The sequence below is a fragment of the Streptomyces olivochromogenes genome (assembly GCF_001514115.1).
Classification (GTDB): domain Bacteria; phylum Actinomycetota; class Actinomycetes; order Streptomycetales; family Streptomycetaceae; genus Streptomyces; species Streptomyces olivochromogenes.
In genome coordinates this window covers 24,819-47,579 of the sequence record NZ_KQ948481.1, presented here as the reverse complement: position 1 = coordinate 47,579, position 22,761 = coordinate 24,819, and the positions used below count along the sequence as shown (strand labels likewise).

The following is a 22,761-nucleotide window of genomic DNA, read 5'->3' as shown; positions in this document are numbered from 1 at the left end:
ATCCGAAAGGAGTGCGGCCATGACCGACGTCCACGACCGCGCCGTACGGCCGGACACCGCGGCCCGGCCCCGGACCGTGGTGGTCTGCGGTGTCGGCGCCGTGACCGCCCAGGGCGAGGGCGCCGCCGCGCTGTGGGAGGGCATCCGGGCCGGGCATTCGGCCATCGGCCCGGTCACCGGCCTGCCGATGGACGGCTACGGCACGGCCATCGGCGGCGAAGTGCCCCCCCTGCCCCGGCCCGCCTACGACTACCTGGCCGCCTTCGGCGGCAGCGAGCGGGAACCGGCCGTCGACTTCGCGCTGACCGCCGCCGCCGAAGCCCTCCATCAGGCGGGCCTCGCCGGCCTGCCCGCCGCACGCTGGGGGGTGGCGTTCGGCTCCTGCAACGGCGGCCTGCGCAGCGCCGAAAAACTCGCCCGCCGCAGCCGCGAGGGCACCCCCCTGCCCGACGACGCCCTGCACTACCTGCTGGTCCCGCCGCAGGCCATCGCCGAGGCACTCAGCGCCGCCTTCGCCCTCAAGGGACCGGCCCTGTCCGTCAACACCGCCTGCGCCTCGGGCGCGCACGCCATCGCGCACGCCGCCGAGGCGATCGCCGCGGGCCGCGCGGACGCGATGCTCGCCGGCGGCAGCGACGCCTTCACCGAGACCGCGTTCGCCGGCTTCACCAGCCTCCAGTCGCTGTCCGCCAAACCCGCCGCCCCCTACTCCAAGGACCGCGACGGGCTGTCCCTGGGCGAGGGCGCGGGCATGCTGGTGCTGGCCGAGGAGTCGGTGGCCCGCGCCGCGGGCGCCCCCGTCCTGGCGGAGGTCCTGGGCTACGGCCTGTCCGCCGACGGCTACCACGCCACCGCCCCGCACCCCGAGGGCGAGGGCGCCGCCCGCGCCATCCGCGGCGCCCTGAAGGCCGCCGGCATCACCCCGGGGGACGTCGGCTACATCAACGGCCACGGCACCGGCACCCCCAAGAACGACTCCGCCGAGTCCAACGCGGTGCGCGCCGCGTTCGGCGAGGCCGCCCAGAAAACCGCCCTGAGCAGCTCCAAGTCGATGATCGGCCACCTGCTGGGTGCGGCCGGCGCGGTCGAGGCCATCGTCACCGTCAAGGCCCTGGTCGAACAGATCGCCCCGCCGACCGCCAACTTCACCGGCACCGACCCCAAGTGCGGCCTGGACGCGGTCCCCGACACCGGCCGCGAACTGGCCATGAACGCCGCCCTGTCCAACAACTTCGCCTTCGCCGGCGCCAATGCCTGCGTCGCCTTCGGCTGGCCCTCCGGACGGCGCTTCACCGTCCCCGCCCCGCCCGCCGCCGAGAAGGTCGTCATCACCGGGGGCGCCGCCCTGACCCCCGCCGGCGACGGCCTCAAGGCGCTGTGGGAGGCCTGGCGGCAGGGGCGGCGGCTGGGCACCGACGAGGACGGCCTGCGCGTGGCCCGCGCCGTCTTCGACCCCGCCGCCCACATCGGCGCCCGCGACCGGCGCCGCATGGACCGCCTCTCCCAGCTCGCCGTCGCCTCCTGCCGCGCCGCCCTCGCCCACGCCGGCCTTCAGGCCGACGAGCACACCGGGGTCGTCCTGGGCACCGGACTGGGCCCGATGCGCAGCATCGAGGACTTCCTGCTGCCGGTGCTGGGCGGCTGCCCCGCCCACGGCAGCCCCGCCGTCTTCCCCAACACCGTCTTCAACGCCGCCGCCGGCCAGGTCGCCATGCACGTCGGCGCCAAGGGCCCCACCTCCACCGTCACCACCGGCCACGCCGCCGGCGCCTCCGCCCTGACCGTCGCCCACGACCTGCTGCTGCAGCACCGCGCCGAGGCGGTGCTGTGCCCGGCGGTCGAGGACCTCTCCCCGGGCGTGCTGGCCGCCTACCGCCAGCTGCCGCTGTTCGGCGACGCCGGCTACACCCTGGCCGAGGGCGGCATCGCCCTCGTCCTGGAACGCGAATCCAGCGCCCGCGCCCGCGGCGCCCGCATCCTGGCCGAGTTCGCCGGCCACGCCGCCGCCGGCGACGCGGCCGGCATCGGCCGCTGGAATACCGAGGGCGAGGGCGTCGGGCGCGCCATGCGCGCCGCCCTCACCCACGCCGGCCTCACCCCCGGCGAGCTGACCGGCATCTGGGCCAACGCCGCCGGCCTCACCCGCGCGGACGCCCCCGAGGCCCTTGCCACCGCCCGGCTGGCCGCCGAGGCCCGCTGCCCGGTGCACACCCCCAAACAGACCCTGGGCGAACCGGTCGGCGCGGGCGCCCAGCTGGCCGCCCTCCTCGCCCTCACCGCCTGGACCACCCCGGAAAGCGGGGTGCCGGCGGGGCCGGTGCTCATCAACAGCTCCTCGCTCGGCGGCACCCACATCAGCCTCGTCCTGCGTCCCGCAACGGAGAACTGACCATGCCCCACACCCCCGCCGCCCCGCCCGCCGAACCCCGCGCACGCCATGTCTCGGTCCTGGCCACCGGCGCCCACCTGCCGGGCGAGGCCCTCGACAACGACGCCCTGGCCCGCTTCTGCGGCCCGCTGCCCGCCGACGTCCTGGACGGCATCCAGGTCAAGCGCCGGCACTGGATGGTCGACCCGGCCACCGGCGCCCACACCACCAGCACCTCGCAGATGGCCACCGCCGCCGCCCGCCAGGCCCTCGAGCGGGCCGGCGTCCAGGCCGGCGAGATCGACCTGATCGTCCTGTCCACCGCCAGCCCCGACTACCTCCTGCCCGTCGCCGCCACCTACGTCCAGCAGCAGCTCGGCCTGCAGGACTGCGCGGTCATCGAGGTCCGCGCCGGCTGCGTGGGCGCCGTCCAGGCCCACGACATCGCCCGCCGCCTGCTCGCCGACGGCACCTACACCACCGCCCTGGTCATCGGCGCCGAGGCCGTCTCCCCGCTGCTGGCCCCCGTCTTTTTGGGCCGCGACCCCGAACGCGTACGGATGCGCGACCGGCTGACCGTCTACACCTTCGGCGACGGCGCCGGCGCCCTGGTGCTGCGCGCCGGCGAGGAGGGCTCCGCCCACGGCCGCCCGCGCCCCGTCTTCGCCACCCGCTCCCTGGGCGGCGCCCGCAAACCCGGCATGCTCATCGTCGGCGGCGGCACCGACGCCCCCCTCGCCGAACAGCAGCGCCGCCCCCGCCTGATGGACATCCGCCTCGACATCCCCGGCACCGCCCAGTTCGGCCCCCGCGTCTTCGTCGAGGGCATCCACGACCTGCTCACCCGCTCCCGCCTGTCCCTGGCCGACCTCGACGCGTGCGTGCTGCCCGAGGGCAACGCCGAGTACTTCGCCAGCGAGTACGCCGCCGCCGGGCTCTCGCCCGCCGACCAGGCCACCCTGAGCAAGACCATCGTGGAGAACCTCACCGACGTCGGCGCCACCGGCTCCGCCGCCGTCCCCCTCGCCCTCGACGCCGGCTGGCGCGAGGGCCGCATCCGCCCCGGCGACACCGTCCTGCTGCTGGCCATCGAGGCCAGCCGCTACCTGTACGCGGGCCTCACCCTCACCTGGGACGCCCCCTTCCCCGGCCGCTGACCCGCCCCGGCCGCTGACCCGCCCCGGGCATCCGCCCGCCGCCCCTGTGACCTTGCGCCCCCGCACCCGCGGGACGCCGAGACCGAAGGACGAGAGGACGAGAGAACGTGTCGATACACGAGACGGAGCGCACCGCCCGCAGCGTGGAGGAACGCAACAAGCAGACCATCCGCCGGGTCTTCGACGCCTTCGTCAACCAGGGCGACTTCTCCGTCGTCGACGAGATCTACAGCCCCCACATGGTCGACCACCAGCCGCTGCCCGGCGCCCCCGAAGGCCTCGAAGGCGTCCGCTACACCATCGCCGGCCTGCGCGAGGGCTTCCCCGACCTGCACGTGACCATCGAGGACATGAGCGCCCACGGCGACCACGTCGTCATCCACAACACCTGGCGCGGCACCCACCTCGGCGACTTCCTCGGCGCGCCGCCCACCGGACAGGCCATCGAGTTCACCGGCGTCGTGGTGTGGCGGCTGCTGGCCGACGGCCTGATCGCCGAACGCTGGGGCATCGGCGTGGAGTCCAACATGCTGGCCGTCCTCGGCCTGCGCCGGCTCGCCCCCGCCGCCCGCAACAACGCCCGCGCCGCGGCCCGCCGCACCGTCACGAGCGCCGGCGCCCTGCTGCCGCTGCCGCCCGGCACCGCCGGCGCCTGGCACGCCCTGCAGGCCGAGCTCGCCGGGCCGCGGCTGCGCGCCTATGAGACCTCCCGGCGCCGCGCGGGCATCCTCCAGGAGTCCTTCGCCCTCCAGGTGCTGGGCGGCCAGGACGTGCTGGTCCACCGGATCGAGGCCCGCGACCCGCAGGGCGCCGCCCGCCGGCTCGCGGCCTCCGCCGACCCCTTCGACTCCTGGCTGCGCCAGGAAGCGGCCGCGGTGCTGGGCACCGACCCGTGGACCCACCTGGCCGCCAACGCCGCCCCGGCGGGCCACACCTGGATGTCCGTCACCAGCGAACTGACCACCGCCGGCTGACGGGCCGTCCGAGCACCCAGGGACCGGCACCCCACCACTTCTCTAGCAAAGACACTGACACTGTCACTGCTAGACAGTCACGGCGAGACGACAACCGCCCCGTGCACGGCTCAGGAAGGAACCGATGATGCGCCAACGAAAACTCGGCAGCCAGGGGCTGGAGGTCTCCGAGCAGGGACTCGGCTGCATGGGCATGACCTTCGCCTACGGGCCCGCCGACGACCAGGAAGCCCTGCGCACCGCGCACCGCGCCCTGGAACTGGGCGTGAACCTCCTGGACACCGCGGACTTCTACGGCCCGCACAGCAACGAGGAGTTCGTCGCCCGCGTCATCGCCGGCCGCCGCGACAGCATCACCGTCTCCTCCAAGGTCGGCAACGAAGTCACCGCCGACGGCACCATCACCGGCCGCCTCAACGGCCGCCCCGACTACATCCGCACCTCCCTCGACGCCACCCTGCGCCGGCTGGACACCGACCGCCTCGACCTGTACTACCTGCACCGCGTCGACCCCGCCGTCCCCGTCGAGGAATCCACCGGCGCACTCGCCGACCTCGTCACCGCCGGCAAGGTCCGCCACCTCGGCATCTGCGAGGCGTCCGCCGCCACCATCCGCCGCGCCCACGCCGTGCACCCGCTCACCGCCGTACAGACCGAGTACTCCCTGTCCACCCGCGACGTCGAGGCCAACGGCGTCCTCGCGGCCGTCCGCGAACTGGGCATCGGCTTCGTCGGCTACAGCCCGCTGGGCCGCGGCCTGCTCACCGGAGCCATCCGCAGCCTCGACGCCCTCGCCGAACACGACTTCCGCCGCGTCGTGCCCCGCTTCCAGCAGGGCAACCTCGAGACGAACCTGCACATCGTGGAACGGCTGCAGGCACTGGCCGCCGCCAAGAACATCACCGCCGGACAGCTCGCGCTGGCCTGGGTGCTCGCCCAGGGCGACGACATCGTCGCCATCCCCGGCACCAAACGCGTCACCTACCTGGAAGAGAACCTCGCCGCCTGCGCCGTCGAGCTGAGCGCGGCCGACCTCGCCGCCCTCGACGAGATCGCCCCCCACGGCTCCACGGCCGGCGACCGCTACCCCGTCGGTGCCATGGCCACCCTCGACGGCTGACCCCCGACCCCGGCCCGCGGGCCCTCGAAGGCGAAGTGAGTGCGATAACCATGGCGAACATCACGATCATCGGCGGCGGACTGGCCGGCCTGACCGCGGCGATCTCCGCCGCCGAACAGGGCGCCCGCGTCACCGTCCACGAGGCCCACTCCCACACCGGCGGCCGCGCCCGCTCGGCCACCGGCCCCTACGTCACCAACGACGGGCCGCACACCTTCTTCGACAACGGCGACGCCTGGCACTGGCTGCTGCAGCGCGGACTGGCCGGCCGCTACGTACGGCTGTCCTTCCACGAGTGGACCCGGATGCGCTTCCGCCACCAGGGCCGGCTGCGGATGACCCTGCCGTCCGGCTACATGAAGATGACCTGGCGCCACCGCGGCACCGAGGTCCCCGTCGACCGCTCCTTCCAGGACTGGGCCAGCGAACGCTTCGCCCAGCAGACCGTCAACGAGGCCCTCGGCTTCCTCGGCCCGATCCTCTTCGACGGCGACCCCGGACGGCTGTCGGCGGCCTTCGTGTGGGAGCGGCTGCTGCGCGTGGGCACCCCCCGCTTCCCGCTGCCCAGCCGCTACTTCATCGGCGGCTGGGGCGCGCTGATCGCCCGCATGGAACGCGTCGCCCGCGCCCGCGGCGTGGTCATCGAGACCGGCTCACGGCTGAGCGAACTGCCCGCCGGCGGACCGGTGATCGTGGCGACCTCGCTGGCCTCCGCGCGCAGCCTGCTGCGCGACCCCGGCCTTGAATGGCCCAGCGGCACCGCCGCCCTGCTGGACCTGGCCGTCACCCACTCCAAGAAGGACGGCAACGTCTCCTTCGACATGGACGAGGGCGGCTTCACCTCCCAGTACTCCGACCACGACCCCTCCCTCGCCCCGAAGGGCCAGTCCCTGTTCCAGGGACAGATGCCGCTGCGGCCCGGCGAGTCGAAGGCCGACGCCCTGGCCCGGCTGGAGAAACTCTTCGACCTGACCACCCCCGGCTGGCGCACCCGCCTCCTGTGGCGCCGCGAAGGCGTCTCCCGCGGCCGCACCGGCGCCCTGGACCTGCCCGGCCTCAGCTGGCGCGACCGGCCCGCCGTCGACCGCGGGGACGGCGTGTTCCTGGCCGGCGACAGCGTCGCCGCCCCCGGCATCCTCGCCGAGACCTCCATCAACAGCGCCCTGCGGGCCGCCCGGCTCGCCGTCAACGCCCGGCCGGCGGCACACCGTTCCGCGGCGCTCGGGCGTTGACGCTCCTCTCCCTGAAGGGAGGGGATTCTTACGGCTCGCGCCGTGAGACTTCCTGTTTCATCGCCGACTGCCCGCCCGGAGAACTCCGTTGAGGTCTTACACCAGCTCCGCAGGCTGCGACCGCCCGTCCGGCGGCCAGCAGGTTCTTCGCTGCGTTCACGTCCCGGTCGTGGGTCGCGCCGCAGCCGCACGTCCACGTGCGGACGTCCAGCGGCATCCTGTCCTGCAAGGTGCCGCAGGCGGAGCACAGCCTGGACGAGGGGAACCACCGGTCGACGGCGATCACCTCGCGCCCGTACCACTGGGCCTTGTACTCCAGCATGCTCCGGAACTCACTCCATGCCGCGTCACTGATGGCGCGGGCCAGTTTCCGGTTCTTGACCATGTTGCGGACGGTCAGGTCCTCGATCACGAGCGTTTGGTTCTCACGCACGAGACGAGTGGTGATCTGGTGCAGGCTGTCACGACGCCGGTCAGCGATCCGGGCATGGATACGGGCGGCCTTGCGCCGGGCCTTGACGCCGTTCGCCGAACCCTTCTCCTTCTTCGCCAGCCGGCGCTGCGCCTTCGCCAGCGCGGCCCGGTCGCGGCGTTCATGGCGGGGGTTGGTGATCTTCTCTCCGGTCGAGAGGGTCAGGAGGTGATCCAGCCCGGCGTCAATACCGACCGCCGTGTCCGTGGCAGGCAGGTGTCTGATGCCGGGGTCGTCGCACAGCATCGAGACGAACCAGCGCCCCGCCGCATCCTGGGACACGGTCACCGTGGACGGACTCACACCCTCGGGGAGCGGCCTGGACCACACGATGCGCAGAGGCTCGCTCATCTTCGCCAGCCGCAGCTCACCGTCCCGGAAACGGAACGCGCTGGTGGTGTACTCGGCGGACTTCCTGGACTTCTTCCGCGACTTGAAACGCGGGTACTTGGCCCGTTTGCCGAAGAAGTTGGCGAACGCCGTCTGCAGGTGCCGCAGCGCCTGCTGGAGCGGCACCGAGGACACCTCGTTGAGGTAGGCCAGATCGTCGGTCTTCTTCCACGCCGTCAGCATCGCCGACGTCTGGTGGTAGCTGACCCGCTCCTGACGCGTCCACGCCTCGGTGCGGGCGGCGAGCGCCATGTTGCAGACCTTCCGCACGCACCCGAACGTACGCGACAGCTCCGCTGCCTGCGCATCCGTCGGACAGAAGCGGTACCGATACGCCCGCTTCACGTGAGTGCTCACCACTCACAAACTATCGCATCAACTTGTGACTATTTGCGGGCAGTTGGCCGCGAACGACGATCAGCCCTGGCGGCGGATCGCCTGTCCCTGCCCTGCTCCGCAGGAGTCCGCTTCCCCTCCGCCCTGAAAGACGGAGCATCCACGGAGGAATCCCAATGAGAATCACCCTGTCCGAGCGCGGCACCCCGGACTGGCAGACCGCCGCGGACCTCGCCCGGCTGGTGTTCGCCAAGCAGTACCAGGCGAGCATCTCGCCCGACCCGGACGGCTTCCTCGCCTTCTTCGAGACCGCCGCCGACGGCCAGGAGGAAGTCCTCGCCTGCGCGGGCCTGTCCTTCCCCGAGGAAGAGAGCATCCTGCTCGAGCGCTACCTCGACGCTCCCGTCGAAGACGTCATCACCCGGGCCGTGGGCGCCCCCGTCAAACGCTCCCAGGTCCTGCAGATCGGCTCCATCGCCTCGGTACGGGCCGCCGCCGGCGCCGAGATCATCAAGGCGATCCCGCTGATCATGGCCTGCCTGGGCCGCCCGTACGCGGTGATGACCATGACCGGCCGGCTCGCCGCCCTCATGCAGCGCCTGGGCTGCGTCTTCCACCCCCTCGCCGACGCCAGCGCGCAGCGCCTGCCCGAAGGCGAACGGGCCGCATGGGGCTCCTACTACGACACCCGGCCCGTCGTCGGCTACGCCGAGGCCGCCGAGCAGTCCACCCTGCTGCTGGCCGCCATCGGACGCTACTGCTTCACCTCGGTCGACATGCGGCTGCTGAGCAACCGCCCGCAGCAGGGGGTGCTCACCCGTGCCGCCTGACACCCCCGCCCGCCTTTCTCTTGCCCAGGGGCTCCTGGAGCGGGCCGGCAGCGACGCCGTCATGGTCCGCGTGCTGGCCGCCGACGGCTCGGCGCCCGCCGCCTTCAGCTACCGCGACCTGACCGGCGCCGCCCTCGCGCTGGCCGCCCGGCTCCAGGAACAGGCCCAGGCGCTGGGCCGGCCGGCCCGGGTGGGACTGCTCGCGGAGAACTCGCCCGAATGGGTCGTGGCCGACCTGGCCGCCCTGTTCGCCGGCGCCGTCGAGATCCCCGTTCCGACCGCCTTCACCGCCCAGCAGGCCGCCTCCCTCCTGGAGAGCGCCGACCTGTGCCTCACCGACGCCGCGGGCGAAGCAGCCCTGGCCCGCTGGCACGCCGGCACCCCCCGGAGCGTCCTGCCCGACGGCTGCCCCGTCCTCCCCCTCGACCTGCCCGGCCTGGCCCGCGCACCCCGCCCCGCCGCGCCCCCGCAGATCCCCGCACACGACCAGATCGTCAAGGTCATCCACACCTCCGGCACCACCTCCGCCCCCAAAGGCGTCCAGATCCGCCGGCACGGCCTGGACGAACTCCTCACCTCACTGCGCGCCCGCACCCGCCCGGAGATCTTCGAGCGCTATCTGTCCATCGTCCCGCTCAGCCTCCTCATCGAGCAGGTCGCCGGCCTCTACATGCCCTTCCTGGCAGGCGGTTCGGTGTCCTTCCTGCCGCCGGGCACCGCCCTGGTCGGCACCGCCGCCGACGCCGCCCCCCGCATGCTCACCCTGCTGCGAGCGGCCCGCCCCACCGCCCTGGTCGTGCCGCCCACCGTCGCCGGCCTCTTCCTCGCCCTGTGCGACCAGCAGCCCGCCGAGAGCGTCCCCGAGCGCCACCGGCGGATCTTCGGACACGACGGGCCGGTCTTCATCGCCTGCGGCGGCGCCCCCGTCCCCCCGGAGATCCTCCAGCGCCTCGACGCCCACGGACTGACCGTCCACGAGGGCTACGGGCTGAGCGAGAACTCCTCCGTGGTGTCCTGGAACTTCCCCGGCGCCGTCCGCTTCGGCACCGTCGGCCGCCCCCTGGACCACGTGCACGCCGAACTCGCCGACGACGGTGAACTCCTCATCCGCAGCACCTCCCTGTTCGCCGGCTACACCCGCGAGGACCCCTCCAGCGTCGTCGTCGACGACCAGGGCCGCCTGCACACCGGCGACCTCGCCGAGATCGACGCCGACGGCTACCTGCGGATCACCGGACGCAAGAAGAACCTCGTCATCACCGCGGGCGGCCGCAACGTGGCCCCCGAATGGGTCGAGGCCCGCTACCGCGAACTCGGCTTCGTCCGCGAGGCCGCCGTCGTCGCCGACGGCCTCGACCAGGTCCACGGCCTGTTCGTCATCGACGCCGCCCTCGACCCCGACACCGCCCGCCGCGAGATCACCGACTTCGGCCGGCACAAACTCTCCGGCATCGAACGCGCCGCCGTCGTCCACCTCATGTCCGAGGACGACCCCGCCTACGCCACCTGCTTCACCGTCACCGGACGCCCCCGCCGCGACGTCGTGCGCGCGCACGTCCTCGACCAGCCCCGCACCCCCGCCGCGGCCGCGGCCCCCGAGACCAAGGAGAAGCCATGAGCACGGCTGTGAAGACCACCCCCTACGGCACCGGCAGCGGCCTGCTGGTCGAACCCGCAGGCCCCGGCGGCCTCGACGGCATCGACCCCAAGGAACTGCGCGACCTGCTCGCCCAGGCCGGCTTCCTGCTGCTGCGCGGCTTCGGCGCGGACATGGACGCCTTCACCGCCCTGGTGCAGCACACCTCCACCTCCACCACCCTCGACCCCGCCCGCGACTTCTACTCCGAGGTCGCCCAGAAGGTCGACGCCGGCCTCGACGAGGTGGGCCTGCACACCGAGAACGGCAACAGCCCCTTCCGCTCCCACCTCGCCTGGTTCTTCTGCGAGAAGGCCGCCTCCTCCGGTTCCCAGACCACCGTCTGCGACGGCTACCGCGTCTGGGACGCCCTCAGCCCCCAGGCCCGTACGGCATTCGCCGCCCAGGACATCGTCTACAGCCGCTACGTCGCCGAGCCGCAGTGGCGGGCGATGGCCCACCACCTGCTGGGCCGCACCAAGCCCGCCGACGAGATCGAGGTCAAAGAACTCCTCGCGCTGGCAGGCCAGTTGCCCGGCACCGAGATCCTGCCGCAGGACGACGGCGGGGTGCGCTACTCCTTCACCACCCCCGCGGCCGGCACCACCGTGTTCGGACCGCGCCCCTCCTTCGCCAACAGCATCCTGGGCCCCTCCTTCAACTACGAGAAGCCCACCATCACCTTCGCCGACGGCACCCCCCTGTCCCCGCAACTGCTGGCCGAGGTCGAAGAGGTGACCGCCCGCCTCACCGAGAACCTCGACTGGCAGGACGGCGACGCCGCCGTCATCGACAACACCCGCGTCATGCACGGCCGGCGCGCCATCACCGACCCCGACCGCACCATCTACAACGCCCTCAGCTACATCGAGGCACCCGCCGCCTGACCGGGCCGCCCCGCCCGCCCCACCCCTCAGCGGAAGAAGAAGGAGGGGGCAGAGGGGCGGGAGGCAGATCCATCCGAGAGGGAGCCTTGACTTCTCCCCCTCCTGAAGGAGGGGGATTCTTACGGCTCGCGCCGTGAGGGTTTCTGCTTCGTCGCCGACCGCCCATCCGGAGTACTCCGTTGAGGTCTTACACCAGCTCCACAGACTGTCACCGCCAGCCCGGCGGCCAGAAGATTGTGCGCCGCGTTCACGTCCCGGTCGTGGGTCGCGCCGCAGCCGCACGTCCAGGTGCGGACGTTCAGCGGCATCGTGTCCCGCAGGGTGTTGCAGGCGGAGCACAGCCTGGAGGAGGGGAACCACCGGTCCACCGCGATCACTTCGCGCCCGTACCACTGGGCTTTGTACTCCAGCATGCTCCGGAACTCGCTCCACGCCGCGTCACTGATGGCGCGGGCGAGCCGGTGGTTCTTGACCATGTTGCGCACGGTCAGGTCCTCGATCACGATCGTTTGGTTTTCACGAACGAGCCGAGTGGTCAGCTTGTGCAGGCTGTCGCGGCGCCGGTCAGCGATCCGTGCATGGATCTTCGCGACCTTCAGCCGGGCCCTGGCCCGGTTCGCCGAGCCCTTCTCCTTCCTTGCCAGACGACGCTGCTGCCTGGCCAGAGCGACACGGTCCCGGCGCTCGTGCCGGGGGTTGGCGCTCTTCTCCCCGGTGGAGAGGGTCAGAAGATGCTCCAGCCCGACATCGACACCGACGGCCTGACCGGTGGCCGGGAGCGGCCGCACGGACGGGTCCTCGCACAGCAGGGAGACGAACCAGCGGCCCGCGCTGTCCTGCGAGACCGTCACGGTGGACGGCTTCGCTCCCTCGGGCAGCGGGCGCGACCACACGACAGCCAGCGGTTCGGTCATCTTCGCCAGTGTCAGTTTCCCGTCACGGAAACGGAACGCGCTGGAGGTGTACTCCGCACTCCTGCGCGACTTCTTCCGCGACTTGAAACACGGGTACTTGGCCCGTTTGCCGAAGAAGTTGGTGAACGCCACCTGCAAGTGGCGCAGACACTGCTGGAGCGGAACCGAGGAGACGTCGTTGAGGTAAGCCAGTTCCTCGGTCTTCTTCCACGCCGTCAGCATCGCCGACGTCTGGTTGTAGCTGACCCGCTCCTGCCGCGCCCACGCCTCCGTCCGCGCGGCGAGCGCCAGGTTGTAGACCTTCCGCACGCACCCGAACGTGCGCGACAGCTCGGCCGCCTGCGCATCCGTCGGATAGAAGCGGTACCGATACGCCCGCTTCACGTGAGTGCTCACAACTCACAATTATCGCATCAACTTGTCACTATCTACAGGAAGTTGGTCGCGAACGACGATCCGCCCTGGCGGCGAATCGTCTTTCCCTGCCCTGCTCCGCAGGAGTCCGTTTCCTCTCCGCCCTGAAGGGCGGAGTATCCACGGAGGGATCAGATGACCACCGATTACACCGCCCCCCGCACGACGGACACCGCACCCGCCGGCGCCGCAGCGGACCCCCGCCGCTGGCGCCTGCTCGTCTTCGTCGCCCTCGCCCAGTTCATGGTGCTCCTCGACACCACCGTGGTGAACCTCGCCCTGCCCGCCGTCCAGGCCGACCTCAAGGCCGGCGCCACCGCCGTCGAATGGGTGCTGACCGCCTACATCCTGTGCTTCGGCGGCCTCATGCTGCTCGGCGGCCGCACCGCCGACCGCTGGGGCAGGCGGCGCACCTTCCTGCTCGGCGCCCTGCTGTTCACCGCCGCCTCCCTGCTGTGCGGACTCGCCCAGGGCGCCGGCCTGCTGATCGCCGCCCGCGCCCTGCAGGGCTGCGGCGCCGCCTTCCTCTCACCCGCCGCGATGTCCCTGGTCACCACCACCTTCCCCAAGGGCCGCGAACGCACCACCGCACTCGCCGTCTGGGCCGCGCTGGCCGGCCTCGGCGGCACCCTCGGCGTCATCGCCGGCGGCCTGATCACCGACAGCCTCAGCTGGCGCTGGATCTTCTACATCAACCTGCCCTTCGGGATCGTCGCCGTCGCCGGCGTCCTGCTGCTGTCCCGGGGCCGCCCCGAAACCCGTATCCGCGGCTCGCGCCCCGACATCGCCGGCGCCGTCACCGTCACCGCGGGCCTGGCCGCCCTCGTCTACGCCATCGTCAACATCCAGGACCACGGCGCCGCCTCCACGCCCTACGTCCTGGCCCCGGCCGCCGCCTCCCTCGCCCTGCTCGCCGCGTTCGTCCTGATCGAACGCCGCACCCCCGACCCGCTGATGCCACTGCACCTGTTCGCCACCCGCTCCCTGGCCACCGCAAGCCTGGGCCGCGTCCTGACCAGCGGCGTGCAGGCGTCCGTGCTCTTCCTGTGCAGCTACTACCTGCAGCGCACCCTGGGCTACTCCACCCTCAAGTCCGGATTCGCGTTCCTGCCGCTGGGCGTCGTCGCCATCCTCGTCACCGCCCCCGCCACCCGCATCATGCACAAGGCCGGCCCCCGCCCCGTCTACCTCGCCGGCGCCGCCGGCTCCGTACTCGGCCTCCTCCTGCTCACCCAGGCCCCGGCCGACGGCACCTACCTGCTGCACCTGCTGCCCGCCCTGCTCATCCTCGGCGCCTCCATGCAGTGCTGCGGCATCCCCGTCAACGTGCACGGCGTCTCCGACATCCCCGCCCGCCAGCAGGGCATCGCCTCCGGCGTCCTGGTCGCCGCCTTCCAGGTCGGCGCCTCCCTCGGCGTGGCCACCGTCGCCACCAGCGCCCTGACCCGCACCACCCACGAACTCACCCACCACACCACCCCCGCCCTGGCCTGGCTGGACGGCCTCCACCTCGGCTTCTGGATCGCCACCGGCATCGGCGTCCTCAACCTGCTCACCGCCTACTTCGGACTGCCCCGCCACCATCGCGCCCCCGCCCCGGCCGGCCCCCGCACCGCCTGACCACCCCCCAACCCCCCCAACCCACACGGAGAGGCCCATGGCACGCCCCGGAGACACCCTCCACCTCGGCAAGGACAAGCTCACCTTCCTGACCACCGCCGCCGAAACCGACGGCGCCTTCGTCGAAGTCGAAGTCGAGTACGCCCCCGCCGTCATCAAACCGCCCCAGCACTACCACCCCCGCCAGACCGAACACATGCGCCTTGAAAGCGGCCGCCTCAGCCTCCAGCTCGACGGCGTCCTGCACGAGTACGAACAAGGCGCCGACTTCTACATCCCGCCGGGCGCCGTCCACTCCATGTGGAACCCCGGCCCCGAACCCACCCGGGTCATCTGGCGCACCACCCCTGCCTACCGGACCGAAACCGTCTTCGAGACCCTCTGGGGCCTGACCAACGAAGGCCGGCTGCGCCCCGACGGCACCCCCCGCCTGCAGATGCCGCTGCTCGCCCTCGCCTTCCGCGACGAGTACCGCGTCGTCACCGGCCGCCCCTACCCCCTCGACACGGCCCTGTGCCTGCTGCTCTCCCCGCTCTCCCTGGCCTGCGGCTACCGCCCCACCTACCGCCCGCCCCAGAACACCGCGACCCTCCAGCCCACCGCCTGAACAAACCGTCGAAAGGCCGGGAGTTCGAGCCGGACCCAAGGGCGCAGCGAGCCGTGCGCCCTAGCGTCGGCCCCAACCGACATACGGCCGATGCGTGGAGGAATGGTCATGGCCACCGAAGCACACGAATTCACCCTGCCCGGTGCGGATCTCCCGCAGCCCGACGCCGAACTGCGCAAGAAGCGCGAGGCGGTCGTCCTGCAGCACACGGTCGCCGAGATCGCCTGGGACATCGACGGCGTGCTGGCCACCTTCCCGCGCGGCGGCGTCTACCGCATCCAGGCCTTCGAAGAGGGCCCGCTGATCGGCGAAGAAGCCATCAAGAAGGGCTACTTCGCCGACCTCAAGGCCGCCTTCCCCGGCCTCGAGCACGAACTGCACCACGTGCACCACACGCCCACCGCCGTGATCCTCGAGGCACAGGCCCGCGGCAGGCAGGAGGCCGACTGGCGCGGCATCCCCAACCGCGGCAAGTCCATCGACGCCCCCGTCGCCGTCTTCTTCCACTTCGACGGCGACGTCCTCATCGACGAGACCCTCTACTTCGACATCGCCACCTTCCAGCGCCAACTCGCCTGACCCTCCCCTTCTTTCCGCCGGCGCGGCGCGGCACGGCGGGGCCCGGGTACCGGACACACCGGCACCCGGGCCCCGCCGTGCCCGCGCCCGGGTGCCGAGCGCGGCTCGAGGAGGACTTGAGCAGGCGTCCGTAGCGTCGACGGCGCCGTACCGGCCCGCGCGCGGCCGCGGGCACCAGGGCGCCGCGGGCCGGACCGGTCACGGCGATGAGCATCTCGCACGACCCGCCTCCAGAAAGGATGCTCGGATGAGCACCGTCAACCCCCCATCCCCGGGCGGTGACACCAGGAGGGTGGTCTTCTGGGCCATTCTCACCACCAGCCTCGCCTCGTTCATGGCGGGGCTGGACAACCTCGTCATCATCACGGCGCTGCCCACCATCCGGGAGAAACTCGGCGGCAGCCTCACCGACCTGGAATGGACGGTCAACGCCTACACGCTGTCCTTCGCGGTCCTGATGATGTTCGGCGCCGCCCTCGGCGACCGCTTCGGCCGCCGCAAGGTCTTCAGCCTGGGCCTGCTGCTGTTCACCGCCGCCTCCGCGGCCGCCGCCCTCGCGCCCGGCATCAACGAACTCGTCGCCGCCCGCGCCGTCCAGGGCGTCGGCGCGGCCATCATCATGCCGCTGTCGGTGACCTTGCTGACCGCCGCCGTGCCCGCCGAGAAACGCGGCGCGGCCCTGGGCATCTGGGGCGCCGTCAACGGACTGTCCATCGCGGCCGGCCCGCTGGTGGGCGGCGCCATCGTCGAGCACCTGTCCTGGCAGTGGATCTTCTGGCTGAACGTGCCGATCGGCCTGGCGCTTGCCCCGCTGTCCTTCCGCAAGCTCGCCGAGAGCCGCATCGCCCACTCCCGCCTGGACGCCGTCGGCACCGCCCTGGCCAGCCTGGGCCTGTTCGGCATCGTGCTGGGCCTGATCAAGGGCCACGGCGACGGCTGGACATCCCCCCAGGTCCTGGGCGCACTGATCGGCGGCACCGCCGTGATGGCCCTGTTCGTGGTGTGGGAGAACCGCACCGAACACCCGATGGTGCCGATGCGGATGTTCCGCAACCGCGCCTTCACCGCGATCAACCTGGCCGGCGCCCTCATGTCGGTCGGCATGTTCGGCGCGATCTTCCTGATGACCCAGTTCCTGCAGAACATCCAGGGCTACACCGCCATGCAGGCCGGCGTACGGCTGCTGGCCTGGACCGCCATGCCGATGGTCGTCGCCCCCATCGGCGGCATGGTCTCCGACCGCATCGGCGGGAAACCCGTGGTCACCCTCGGCCTCGCCATGATGACCGCCGGCATGGTCTATTGGGCGTTCGTCCTCAAGCCGGACGTCTCCTACGCCGCCCAGCTGCCCTCCCTGATGATCTGCGGCGCCGGCATGGCCCTGTTCTACGCCCCGCTGATGAACCTCACCATGGGCTCGGTCGCCGAACACGAACAAGGCATCGCCTCCGGCGTCACCGCCGCCACCCGCGAGGTCGGCGCCGCCCTCGGCGTGGCCCTGCTCGCCTCCATCTTCAGCGCCAACGGCGGCTACGCCTCACCGCGCAACTTCGTCGACGGCCTGGTGCCCGCCATGTGGGTGGGCGCCACCGCGGTGGCCCTTGCCACCTTCGCCATGCTGCTGGCGCCCTCCCGCCGGCGCGCCGCGAGCGCCCCCGTCGCGCAGGCCGCCCCCGCGCAGGAGAGCGCCCCGGCGCCCCTGCACTGACCGGACGCCGGGGCCGGCGCCACCCGTCACGGGTGGCGCCGGCCCCGGCGCCGTCCCACGAACCGGCGCCCCTGACGCCCCGACGAACCGAGGACGCATGGCCATTGAGGAGATGAAGGTCCGCGACGCCTTCCGGATCACACCGTCGCAGCTGCCGGACAACCGGGGCCTGTTCTTCGAGGCCTGGCGGCTGGGCGGCCTGATAGCGGCGAGCGGCCAGCCGTTCACCGTCCGGCAGGTCAACTACTCCGTCTCCCGGCGCAATACGCTGCGCGGCATCCACGGCACCACCCTGCCGCCGGGCCAGGCGAAACTGGTGACCTGCGTGCGCGGCGCCGCCCTGGACGTGGTCGTCGACCTGCGCGTCGGCTCCCCGACGTTCGGCATGTTCGACACCACCCTGCAGGAAGCCGGCTCCGGCATCGGCGTCTACCTCGCCGACGGCCTCGGCCACGCCTTCCTCGCCCTGAGCGACGACACCTGCATGAACTACCTGTGCTCCGAGGAGTACGTGCCCGGCACCATGGTCGACATCCAGGCCCTCGACCCCGACATCGGCATCCCCTGGAACACCACCGGACAACTGATCCGCTCCGACAAGGACACCCACGCCCCCGGCCTCTCCGAGGCCGCGGCCCGCGGCCTGCTGCCCACCTACGAACAGGCCCTCGCCTCCTACCGTCCCGCCGCCCCCGCCGGCCGTCGCCCGTAACCTGACGGGTGGCGGCCCCGGCAGCGGGAGGTGCGGTGATCGAGTGTGTCCGGGCGGTACTGCTCACGCCCGCCGGCCGGCTGCTGCTGATCCGCCGCACCTGGCCCGGCGCGGCGCCCTACCGGGTCTTTCCCGGCGGCCACGTCGAACCGGACGATCCGGGCCTGCGCGCGGCCCTGGTCCGTGAGGTACGCGAAGAGACCGGCGCCGAGCCGCAGATCACGGGCCTGCTGCGGGTGCTGGCCGGGGAGCACCAGCGCCAGTACTTCTACCTGGCCCGTATCCGGTCCTGGTCCGAGGCGGACCGCACCGGTCCGGAGTTCGCCGACCCGGACCGCGGCGAGTACCGGCTCGAGGAAGTCCCGCTGAGCGTGCGGGCGCTCGGCGCCCTCGCTCTGGAGCCGGAGGAGATCGCCGCGCTGCTGCGCGACGCGGTGACGGCCGGGACCGATCTGGCCGCCCTGGCAGATCCGGCGCGGTGAGTCCGGCGGCCGGCACCAAGAACCCCGCCGCCGGGAGCTCGGCCGCCGGCGGCCGCCGGGTGTGAACCGGCCTGCCCTGGCCGCGGGTTGGAGCGGGCTCGGCGCAGGGCTTCACACGCTTCCTCTCGCGGCCTGGCGGGATCTCCACTCACGGCGCAGGAGATGGATCCGCAGGGCCGCGACGGCCACAGACGCGAGACCGATGCCGCCCCGGGCCCATCCTCCGGCCATGACGAACCAGTACAGGGCGAGGCCGGCGAAGAAGAGGCTGACGGCGATGACCAGCGGTTCGCGGATCCAGAACGGGAGGGCGCGGAGAATCAGGTTGATCAGCATCCGGCCGGTCGGCCGGGCGCGGATCCCGCACGCTGTGGTGGAGGCCATTGTTCCGCAGGCGGGAGGCGAGGAGGGCGTCAACTCCTGCCCGCCCGGGGAGTGCGGCCGCGCACGGGCATCCGCCACTTCTGTTGAAAGTGCGAACCGATGTGCTCCGGTCGCCGATCGGGGGGCACCGACCTAACCTCGGTTGAGGCCGACAGTGACCAATGGGGCAGTTGTTCAAGATGGGAGAACATCGTGAATGCCACATTCCGCAGCCACTGGGGGCGCACCTTCGCCGTAGGAACCCTGACAGCGGCCCTGCTGTCCGGGGGAACAGCGGGCGGTACCGCGGTGGCGGCCACCGGATCACCCGCAACGACACCTTCGACAACGGCGTCGGAGACGTCGAAGACGATGACCGACAAGCCGTCGCCGTCGACGATGACCGACAAGCCGTCGCCGACGACGATGACCGGCAAGCCGTCGCCGTCGACGACCACCGAGCATTCGCCGAAACCGTCGCCGTCGATGACCGACAAGCATTCGCCGAAACCGTCGCCGTCGAGGACGAACAAGTACTCGCCGAAGCCGAAGCCGACTCCGTCGAGGACCAACAAGTACTCGCCGAAGCCCAAGCCGACTCCGTCGAGGACGAACAAGTACTCGCCGAAGCCCAAGCCGAAGCCGACTCCGTCGAGGACGAGCAAGTACTCGCCGAAGCCCAAGCCGAAGCCGACCCCGTCGAGGACCCACAAGTACTCGCCGAAGCCGAAGCCGTCGAAGACGGCACACCCGGCCATGACCGCCAAGCCGACCAAGACCTCCTAGCCCCCTGACCGCCGGGGCAAGTGACACGCCCGCGCCCCTGAGGCGCGGGCGTGTCCGGCGGAGCCGTGGAGCCGGTTATCCGAACTGGCCGGGCTGGTAGTCGCCGGCGGGCTGGCGGACGAGGACGTTCACGCGGTTGTAGGCGTTGATGAGGGCGATGAGGGAGACCAGCGCGGCGAGCTGGTCCTCGTCGTAGTGCTTGGCGGCGTTCGCCCAGGCCTCGTCCGTGACCCCGCCGGCCGCGTCCGCGATGCGGGTGCCCTGCTCGGTCAGCTCCAGGGCGGCGCGCTCGGCGTCGGTGAACACCGTGGCCTCGCGCCAGGCCGCGACCAGGTGGAGGCGTACCGGACTCTCCCCGGCGTGCGCGGCGTCCTTGGTGTGCATGTCGGTGCAGAACCCGCAGCCGTTGATCTGGCTGGCGCGGATCTTCACCAGTTCCTGCGTCGCGGCCGGCAGCGCCGAGTCCGAGACCGCCTTGCCTGCCGAGTTGATGTGCCGCAGGGCCTTGCCTGCGACCGGGTTGCCGAAGAGGTTCAAGCGGGCGTCCATGGTGAGCTCCTGTGCCGTTGCCGGTGGTTACACCTTCCTGACGGACCGGCCCGCCAGGATGTGACAGGAACGCAAGGGAACGCGTCTTCTCCAGGCCGGGCCCGCCCCCTGGGAGCGCGCTCACCGGCTCACCGGAAGATGCCCCGGCCTTTAGGCCGGGGAGGAATCCGGCTTCCCGTGTAGCGGGGGAGGGGTAGCCGAATCGCCGCCGGGCGATTCGGCGTCCACTGCGGGAGTGCCGAGGACGCCCTCCAGGAGGTAGATGAGATCGGCGTTGAGTGACCGCCGCTCGCGCTTGGCGTGGGCAGCCCAGCGGGCATGAAGTGCGGTGGGGATCCTGGCAGTTGTGCGTACCCCGTCGTCCATGGTCGCTACGCTGGCATCATGACGGCGCCTCTGGAAGTCGGGGAGGCCGGGCACGCCCGGTACACCTACCGGCTTCGGGTGTCATCCACCGCGCTCACGGCGCTGCTGGGTGAGTGGGACCGGTGCCGGTGGATCTGGAACGAATGCTGCGCCCGGTCCAAGAAGGCCCACCGGGACGAGGAGAAGTGCGGTCCGGCGCGGCTGGACAAGATGCTGACCGAGGCCCGCACCCACCATGCGTGGCTGCGTGAGGGCAGCAGTGTTCCGCAGCAGCAGATCATCCGGGACTTCGGCAAGTCCCGCGCCAAGGCGTTGAAGGACATCAAGGCCCGGCTGCCGATGCGGCAGCGGGCGGGGATGCCGAAGTACAAGAAGAAGTCCCTGGCCGACCCGAGCCTGAACTACAACCGCAACGGTTTCCGGCTCAAGGACGGGCGCCTGCACCTCGCGGGCGGCATCGGCGTGACGGTGGTGTGGTCGCGCGACCTTCCTGCCGACCCGTCGTCCGTGCGTGTCCACCGCGACAGCCTCGGCCACTGGTACGCCTCGTTCGTCGTGGCAACCGAAGTCCAGCCGCTGCCGGAGACCGGCAACGTGCTGGGTATCGACTGGGGGGTGAAGGAGACCGCGACCACCACCAGCGACACCCACGACCTTCCTCACGTCGAGCACGGGCGGAAGGCCGCCGCGAAACTCACCGGGTATCAGCGGATGATGGCCCGGCGTAAGCCCAAGGCCGGGCAGGCCGCCTCCAAGGGCTACCGGACAGCGAAGAAGCTGACGGCGAAGCTGTACAAGAAGGTCGCCCGGCAGCGCCAGGACACCGGCCGGAAATGGGCCAAGCAGGTCGTCCGCGATCATGACACCATCGCCGTCGAGGACTTCCGCCCGAAGTTTCTCGCCAAGTCCACCATGGCCCGCAAGGCGGCCGACGCGGCGATCTCCGCCACCAAGGCGGAGCTGATCAACATGGCGCGTAAGCACGATCGGGACCTCCGGCTCGTGCGCCCCGCGCACACCACCATGGACTGCGCGCACTGCGGAGCGAGAGCCAAGCACGCACTGCCACTGTCGGAACGCACCTACACCTGCACCGCGTGCGGAATCTCGTCCCCCAGGGACAAGAACTCCGCCCGCGTGATGCTCGTCCGGGCTGGTCTCAACCCGGCTAGTGCTGATCGTGGAAGACCTGACACCCCGCCGGGGCGGCAGGCAGCGTGAGCTAGGAATCCCCCTCGTTTACGAGGGGGAGGATTCAAAGGGCGGCTTTGTGCTTCAGGGGCTCCCACCAGGCGCGGTGGTCGCGGTACCAGGCGAAGGTCTCGGCCAGGCCCTGGGCGAAGTCCTTGCGGGGGCGGTAGCCGAGCTCGCGGGAGATCTTCGTGCAGTCCACCGAGTAGCGCAGGTCGTGGCCGAGCCGGTCGGGCACGTGCTCGACGCTGTCCCAGGTCGCCCCGGCGAGGTCGAGCAGCAGGGTGGTCAGTTCCTTGTTGCTCAGCTCGGTGCCGCCGCCGATGTTGTACACCTCGCCCGGCCGGCCGCCGGTGCGCACCAGTTCCAGGCCCTGCACGTGGTCGTCGATGTGCAGCCAGTCCCGGACGTTGAGCCCCTGCCCGTACAGCGGGACGCGGTGTCCGTCGAGGAGGTTGGTGACGAACAGGGGGATGACCTTCTCGGGGAAGTGGTGGTGGCCGTAGTTGTTGGAGCAGCGGGTCACCCGGACGTCCAGGCCGTGGGTGCGGTGGTAGGAGAGGGCGACGAGGTCGGAGGAGGCCTTGGAGGCGGCGTAGGGGGAGTTGGGGCGCAGCGGGTCGCTCTCGGGCCAGGAGCCCTCGGCCAGGGAGCCGTAGACCTCGTCGGTGGAGACGTGCAGGAAGCGGGCCGGGCCGCCGGGCCGGCGCAGCGCGGCGTCCAGCAGGGTCTGGGTGCCCAGCACGTTGGTGGTGATGAACTCGGCGGCGCCGAGGATGGAACGGTCGACGTGGGACTCCGCGGCGAAGTGCACGATCTGCTCGTGGCCGGCGACGAGTTCGGCCACGAGGCGGGTGTCGCAGATGTCGCCGTGCACGAAGCGGAAGGCGGGGTGGGCGCGGACCGGGTCGAGGTTGGCGGGGTTGCCGGCGTAGGTGAGTTTGTCCAGGACGGTGATTTCGACGCCGCCGGGGCCTGCCGGGCCGAGCAGGGTGCGTACGTAGTGCGAGCCGATGAACCCCGCTCCGCCGGTGACGAGGATGCGTGTGGTGGTCATCTGATCCCTCC

At 71.7% G+C, this 22,761-nt stretch carries 21 protein-coding genes; 15 read left to right on the top strand and 6 right to left on the bottom strand.

The features are described from left to right. Nucleotides 1-19 precede the first annotated feature (19 nt). The 5 genes from AQJ27_RS45875 to AQJ27_RS45855 all read left to right on the top strand — a co-directional run bounded on the left by AQJ27_RS45875 (nt 20) and on the right by AQJ27_RS45855 (nt 6,851). Nucleotides 20-2,389 carry a beta-ketoacyl-[acyl-carrier-protein] synthase family protein gene (locus tag AQJ27_RS45875; RefSeq protein ID WP_067383480.1) on the top strand — a complete coding sequence of 790 codons (2,370 nt, stop codon included), beginning with the start codon at nt 20-22 and terminating at the stop codon, nt 2,387-2,389. Nucleotides 2,390-2,391: 2 nt separating this feature from the next. Further along, nucleotides 2,392-3,525, top strand: coding sequence for a 3-oxoacyl-ACP synthase III family protein (locus AQJ27_RS45870; RefSeq protein WP_067383477.1), 1,134 nt, complete (start codon nt 2,392-2,394; stop codon nt 3,523-3,525). 107 nt (nt 3,526-3,632) lie between these two features. Next, nucleotides 3,633-4,499 (top strand): ester cyclase, encoded by an 867-nt coding sequence (locus AQJ27_RS45865; protein ID WP_067383473.1) that lies wholly within the window; start codon nt 3,633-3,635, stop codon nt 4,497-4,499. 127 nt (nt 4,500-4,626) lie between these two features. Then, nucleotides 4,627-5,619 carry an aldo/keto reductase gene (locus AQJ27_RS45860; RefSeq protein WP_067383553.1) on the top strand — a complete coding sequence of 331 codons (993 nt, stop codon included), beginning with the start codon at nt 4,627-4,629 and terminating at the stop codon, nt 5,617-5,619. Next, entirely contained in the window at nt 5,616-6,851 is a 1,236-nt protein-coding gene (locus AQJ27_RS45855; protein ID WP_268814645.1) for an FAD-dependent oxidoreductase, read from the top strand. The genes AQJ27_RS45860 and AQJ27_RS45855 overlap by 4 nt, the downstream gene beginning before the upstream one ends. Nucleotides 6,852-6,879: 28 nt before the next feature. Here AQJ27_RS45855 and AQJ27_RS45850 read toward each other — a convergent pair whose 3' ends face one another. After that, nucleotides 6,880-8,073 (bottom strand): RNA-guided endonuclease InsQ/TnpB family protein, encoded by a 1,194-nt coding sequence (locus tag AQJ27_RS45850; RefSeq protein ID WP_067383467.1) that lies wholly within the window; start codon nt 8,071-8,073, stop codon nt 6,880-6,882. Between the two features lie 152 nt (nt 8,074-8,225). On the opposite strand from AQJ27_RS45850, the gene AQJ27_RS45845 reads away from it, so the two are divergent. Genes AQJ27_RS45845 through AQJ27_RS45835 form a run of 3 tightly spaced genes read left to right on the top strand, consistent with a single transcriptional unit; the run spans nt 8,226 to nt 11,402 of the window. Beyond that, nucleotides 8,226-8,879: a thermostable hemolysin gene (locus AQJ27_RS45845; protein WP_067383464.1), complete on the top strand. Its 654-nt coding sequence runs from the start codon at nt 8,226-8,228 to the stop codon at nt 8,877-8,879. Next, entirely contained in the window at nt 8,869-10,497 is a 1,629-nt protein-coding gene (locus tag AQJ27_RS45840) for an AMP-binding protein (RefSeq protein WP_067383461.1), read from the top strand. The genes AQJ27_RS45845 and AQJ27_RS45840 overlap by 11 nt, the downstream gene beginning before the upstream one ends. Then, complete coding sequence (locus AQJ27_RS45835; protein ID WP_067383457.1) at nt 10,494-11,402, top strand: TauD/TfdA family dioxygenase; 909 nt, start codon at nt 10,494-10,496, stop codon at nt 11,400-11,402. Before AQJ27_RS45840 ends, AQJ27_RS45835 begins: the two co-directional genes overlap by 4 nt. A gap of 119 nt (nt 11,403-11,521) precedes the next feature. Here the strand turns inward: AQJ27_RS45835 and AQJ27_RS45830 are convergent, their stop codons facing one another. Continuing rightward, nucleotides 11,522-12,712, bottom strand: coding sequence for an RNA-guided endonuclease InsQ/TnpB family protein (locus AQJ27_RS45830; RefSeq protein ID WP_067383453.1), 1,191 nt, complete (start codon nt 12,710-12,712; stop codon nt 11,522-11,524). A 153-nt stretch (nt 12,713-12,865) separates the two neighbouring features. On the opposite strand from AQJ27_RS45830, the gene AQJ27_RS45825 reads away from it, so the two are divergent. The 6 genes from AQJ27_RS45825 (at nt 12,866) to AQJ27_RS45800 (ending at nt 18,438) form a co-directional block, all read left to right on the top strand. Then, nucleotides 12,866-14,350: an MFS transporter gene (locus tag AQJ27_RS45825; protein WP_067383450.1), complete on the top strand. Its 1,485-nt coding sequence runs from the start codon at nt 12,866-12,868 to the stop codon at nt 14,348-14,350. A gap of 37 nt (nt 14,351-14,387) precedes the next feature. Further along, nucleotides 14,388-14,957 carry a cupin domain-containing protein gene (locus tag AQJ27_RS45820; protein ID WP_067383447.1) on the top strand — a complete coding sequence of 190 codons (570 nt, stop codon included), beginning with the start codon at nt 14,388-14,390 and terminating at the stop codon, nt 14,955-14,957. 108 nt (nt 14,958-15,065) lie between these two features. Next, nucleotides 15,066-15,536: a nuclear transport factor 2 family protein gene (locus tag AQJ27_RS45815; protein ID WP_067383444.1), complete on the top strand. Its 471-nt coding sequence runs from the start codon at nt 15,066-15,068 to the stop codon at nt 15,534-15,536. 247 nt (nt 15,537-15,783) lie between these two features. Then, on the top strand, nt 15,784-17,244 hold the full coding sequence (locus AQJ27_RS45810) for a DHA2 family efflux MFS transporter permease subunit (RefSeq protein ID WP_067383441.1): 1,461 nt from the start codon (nt 15,784-15,786) through the stop codon (nt 17,242-17,244). Nucleotides 17,245-17,341: 97 nt separating this feature from the next. Then, nucleotides 17,342-17,956 carry a dTDP-4-dehydrorhamnose 3,5-epimerase family protein gene (locus tag AQJ27_RS45805; protein WP_067383438.1) on the top strand — a complete coding sequence of 205 codons (615 nt, stop codon included), beginning with the start codon at nt 17,342-17,344 and terminating at the stop codon, nt 17,954-17,956. 35 nt (nt 17,957-17,991) lie between these two features. Beyond that, on the top strand, nt 17,992-18,438 hold the full coding sequence (locus AQJ27_RS45800; RefSeq protein ID WP_067383435.1) for an NUDIX domain-containing protein: 447 nt from the start codon (nt 17,992-17,994) through the stop codon (nt 18,436-18,438). Between the two features lie 111 nt (nt 18,439-18,549). Here AQJ27_RS45800 and AQJ27_RS45795 read toward each other — a convergent pair whose 3' ends face one another. From AQJ27_RS45795 to AQJ27_RS45785, 3 genes are all read right to left on the bottom strand, one after another. After that, nucleotides 18,550-18,822, bottom strand: a complete 273-nt coding sequence (locus AQJ27_RS45795) for a hypothetical protein (RefSeq protein WP_067383432.1) — start codon at nt 18,820-18,822, stop codon at nt 18,550-18,552. Nucleotides 18,823-18,851: 29 nt separating this feature from the next. Further along, a complete protein-coding gene (locus AQJ27_RS45790) occupies nt 18,852-19,568 on the bottom strand; it encodes a hypothetical protein (RefSeq protein WP_159064586.1) in 717 nt (238 codons plus the stop codon). Nucleotides 19,569-19,662: 94 nt separating this feature from the next. After that, entirely contained in the window at nt 19,663-20,136 is a 474-nt protein-coding gene (locus AQJ27_RS45785) for a carboxymuconolactone decarboxylase family protein (protein ID WP_067383426.1), read from the bottom strand. A gap of 384 nt (nt 20,137-20,520) precedes the next feature. Between AQJ27_RS45785 and AQJ27_RS45780 the strand changes: the two genes are divergently transcribed. Beyond that, a complete protein-coding gene (locus AQJ27_RS45780; protein WP_067383423.1) occupies nt 20,521-21,723 on the top strand; it encodes an RNA-guided endonuclease InsQ/TnpB family protein in 1,203 nt (400 codons plus the stop codon). A 34-nt stretch (nt 21,724-21,757) separates the two neighbouring features. On the opposite strand, the gene rfbB is transcribed toward AQJ27_RS45780, so the two are convergent. Further along, nucleotides 21,758-22,750, bottom strand: a complete 993-nt coding sequence (rfbB, locus tag AQJ27_RS45775) for a dTDP-glucose 4,6-dehydratase (RefSeq protein ID WP_067383420.1) — start codon at nt 22,748-22,750, stop codon at nt 21,758-21,760. Nucleotides 22,751-22,761 lie beyond the last annotated feature (11 nt).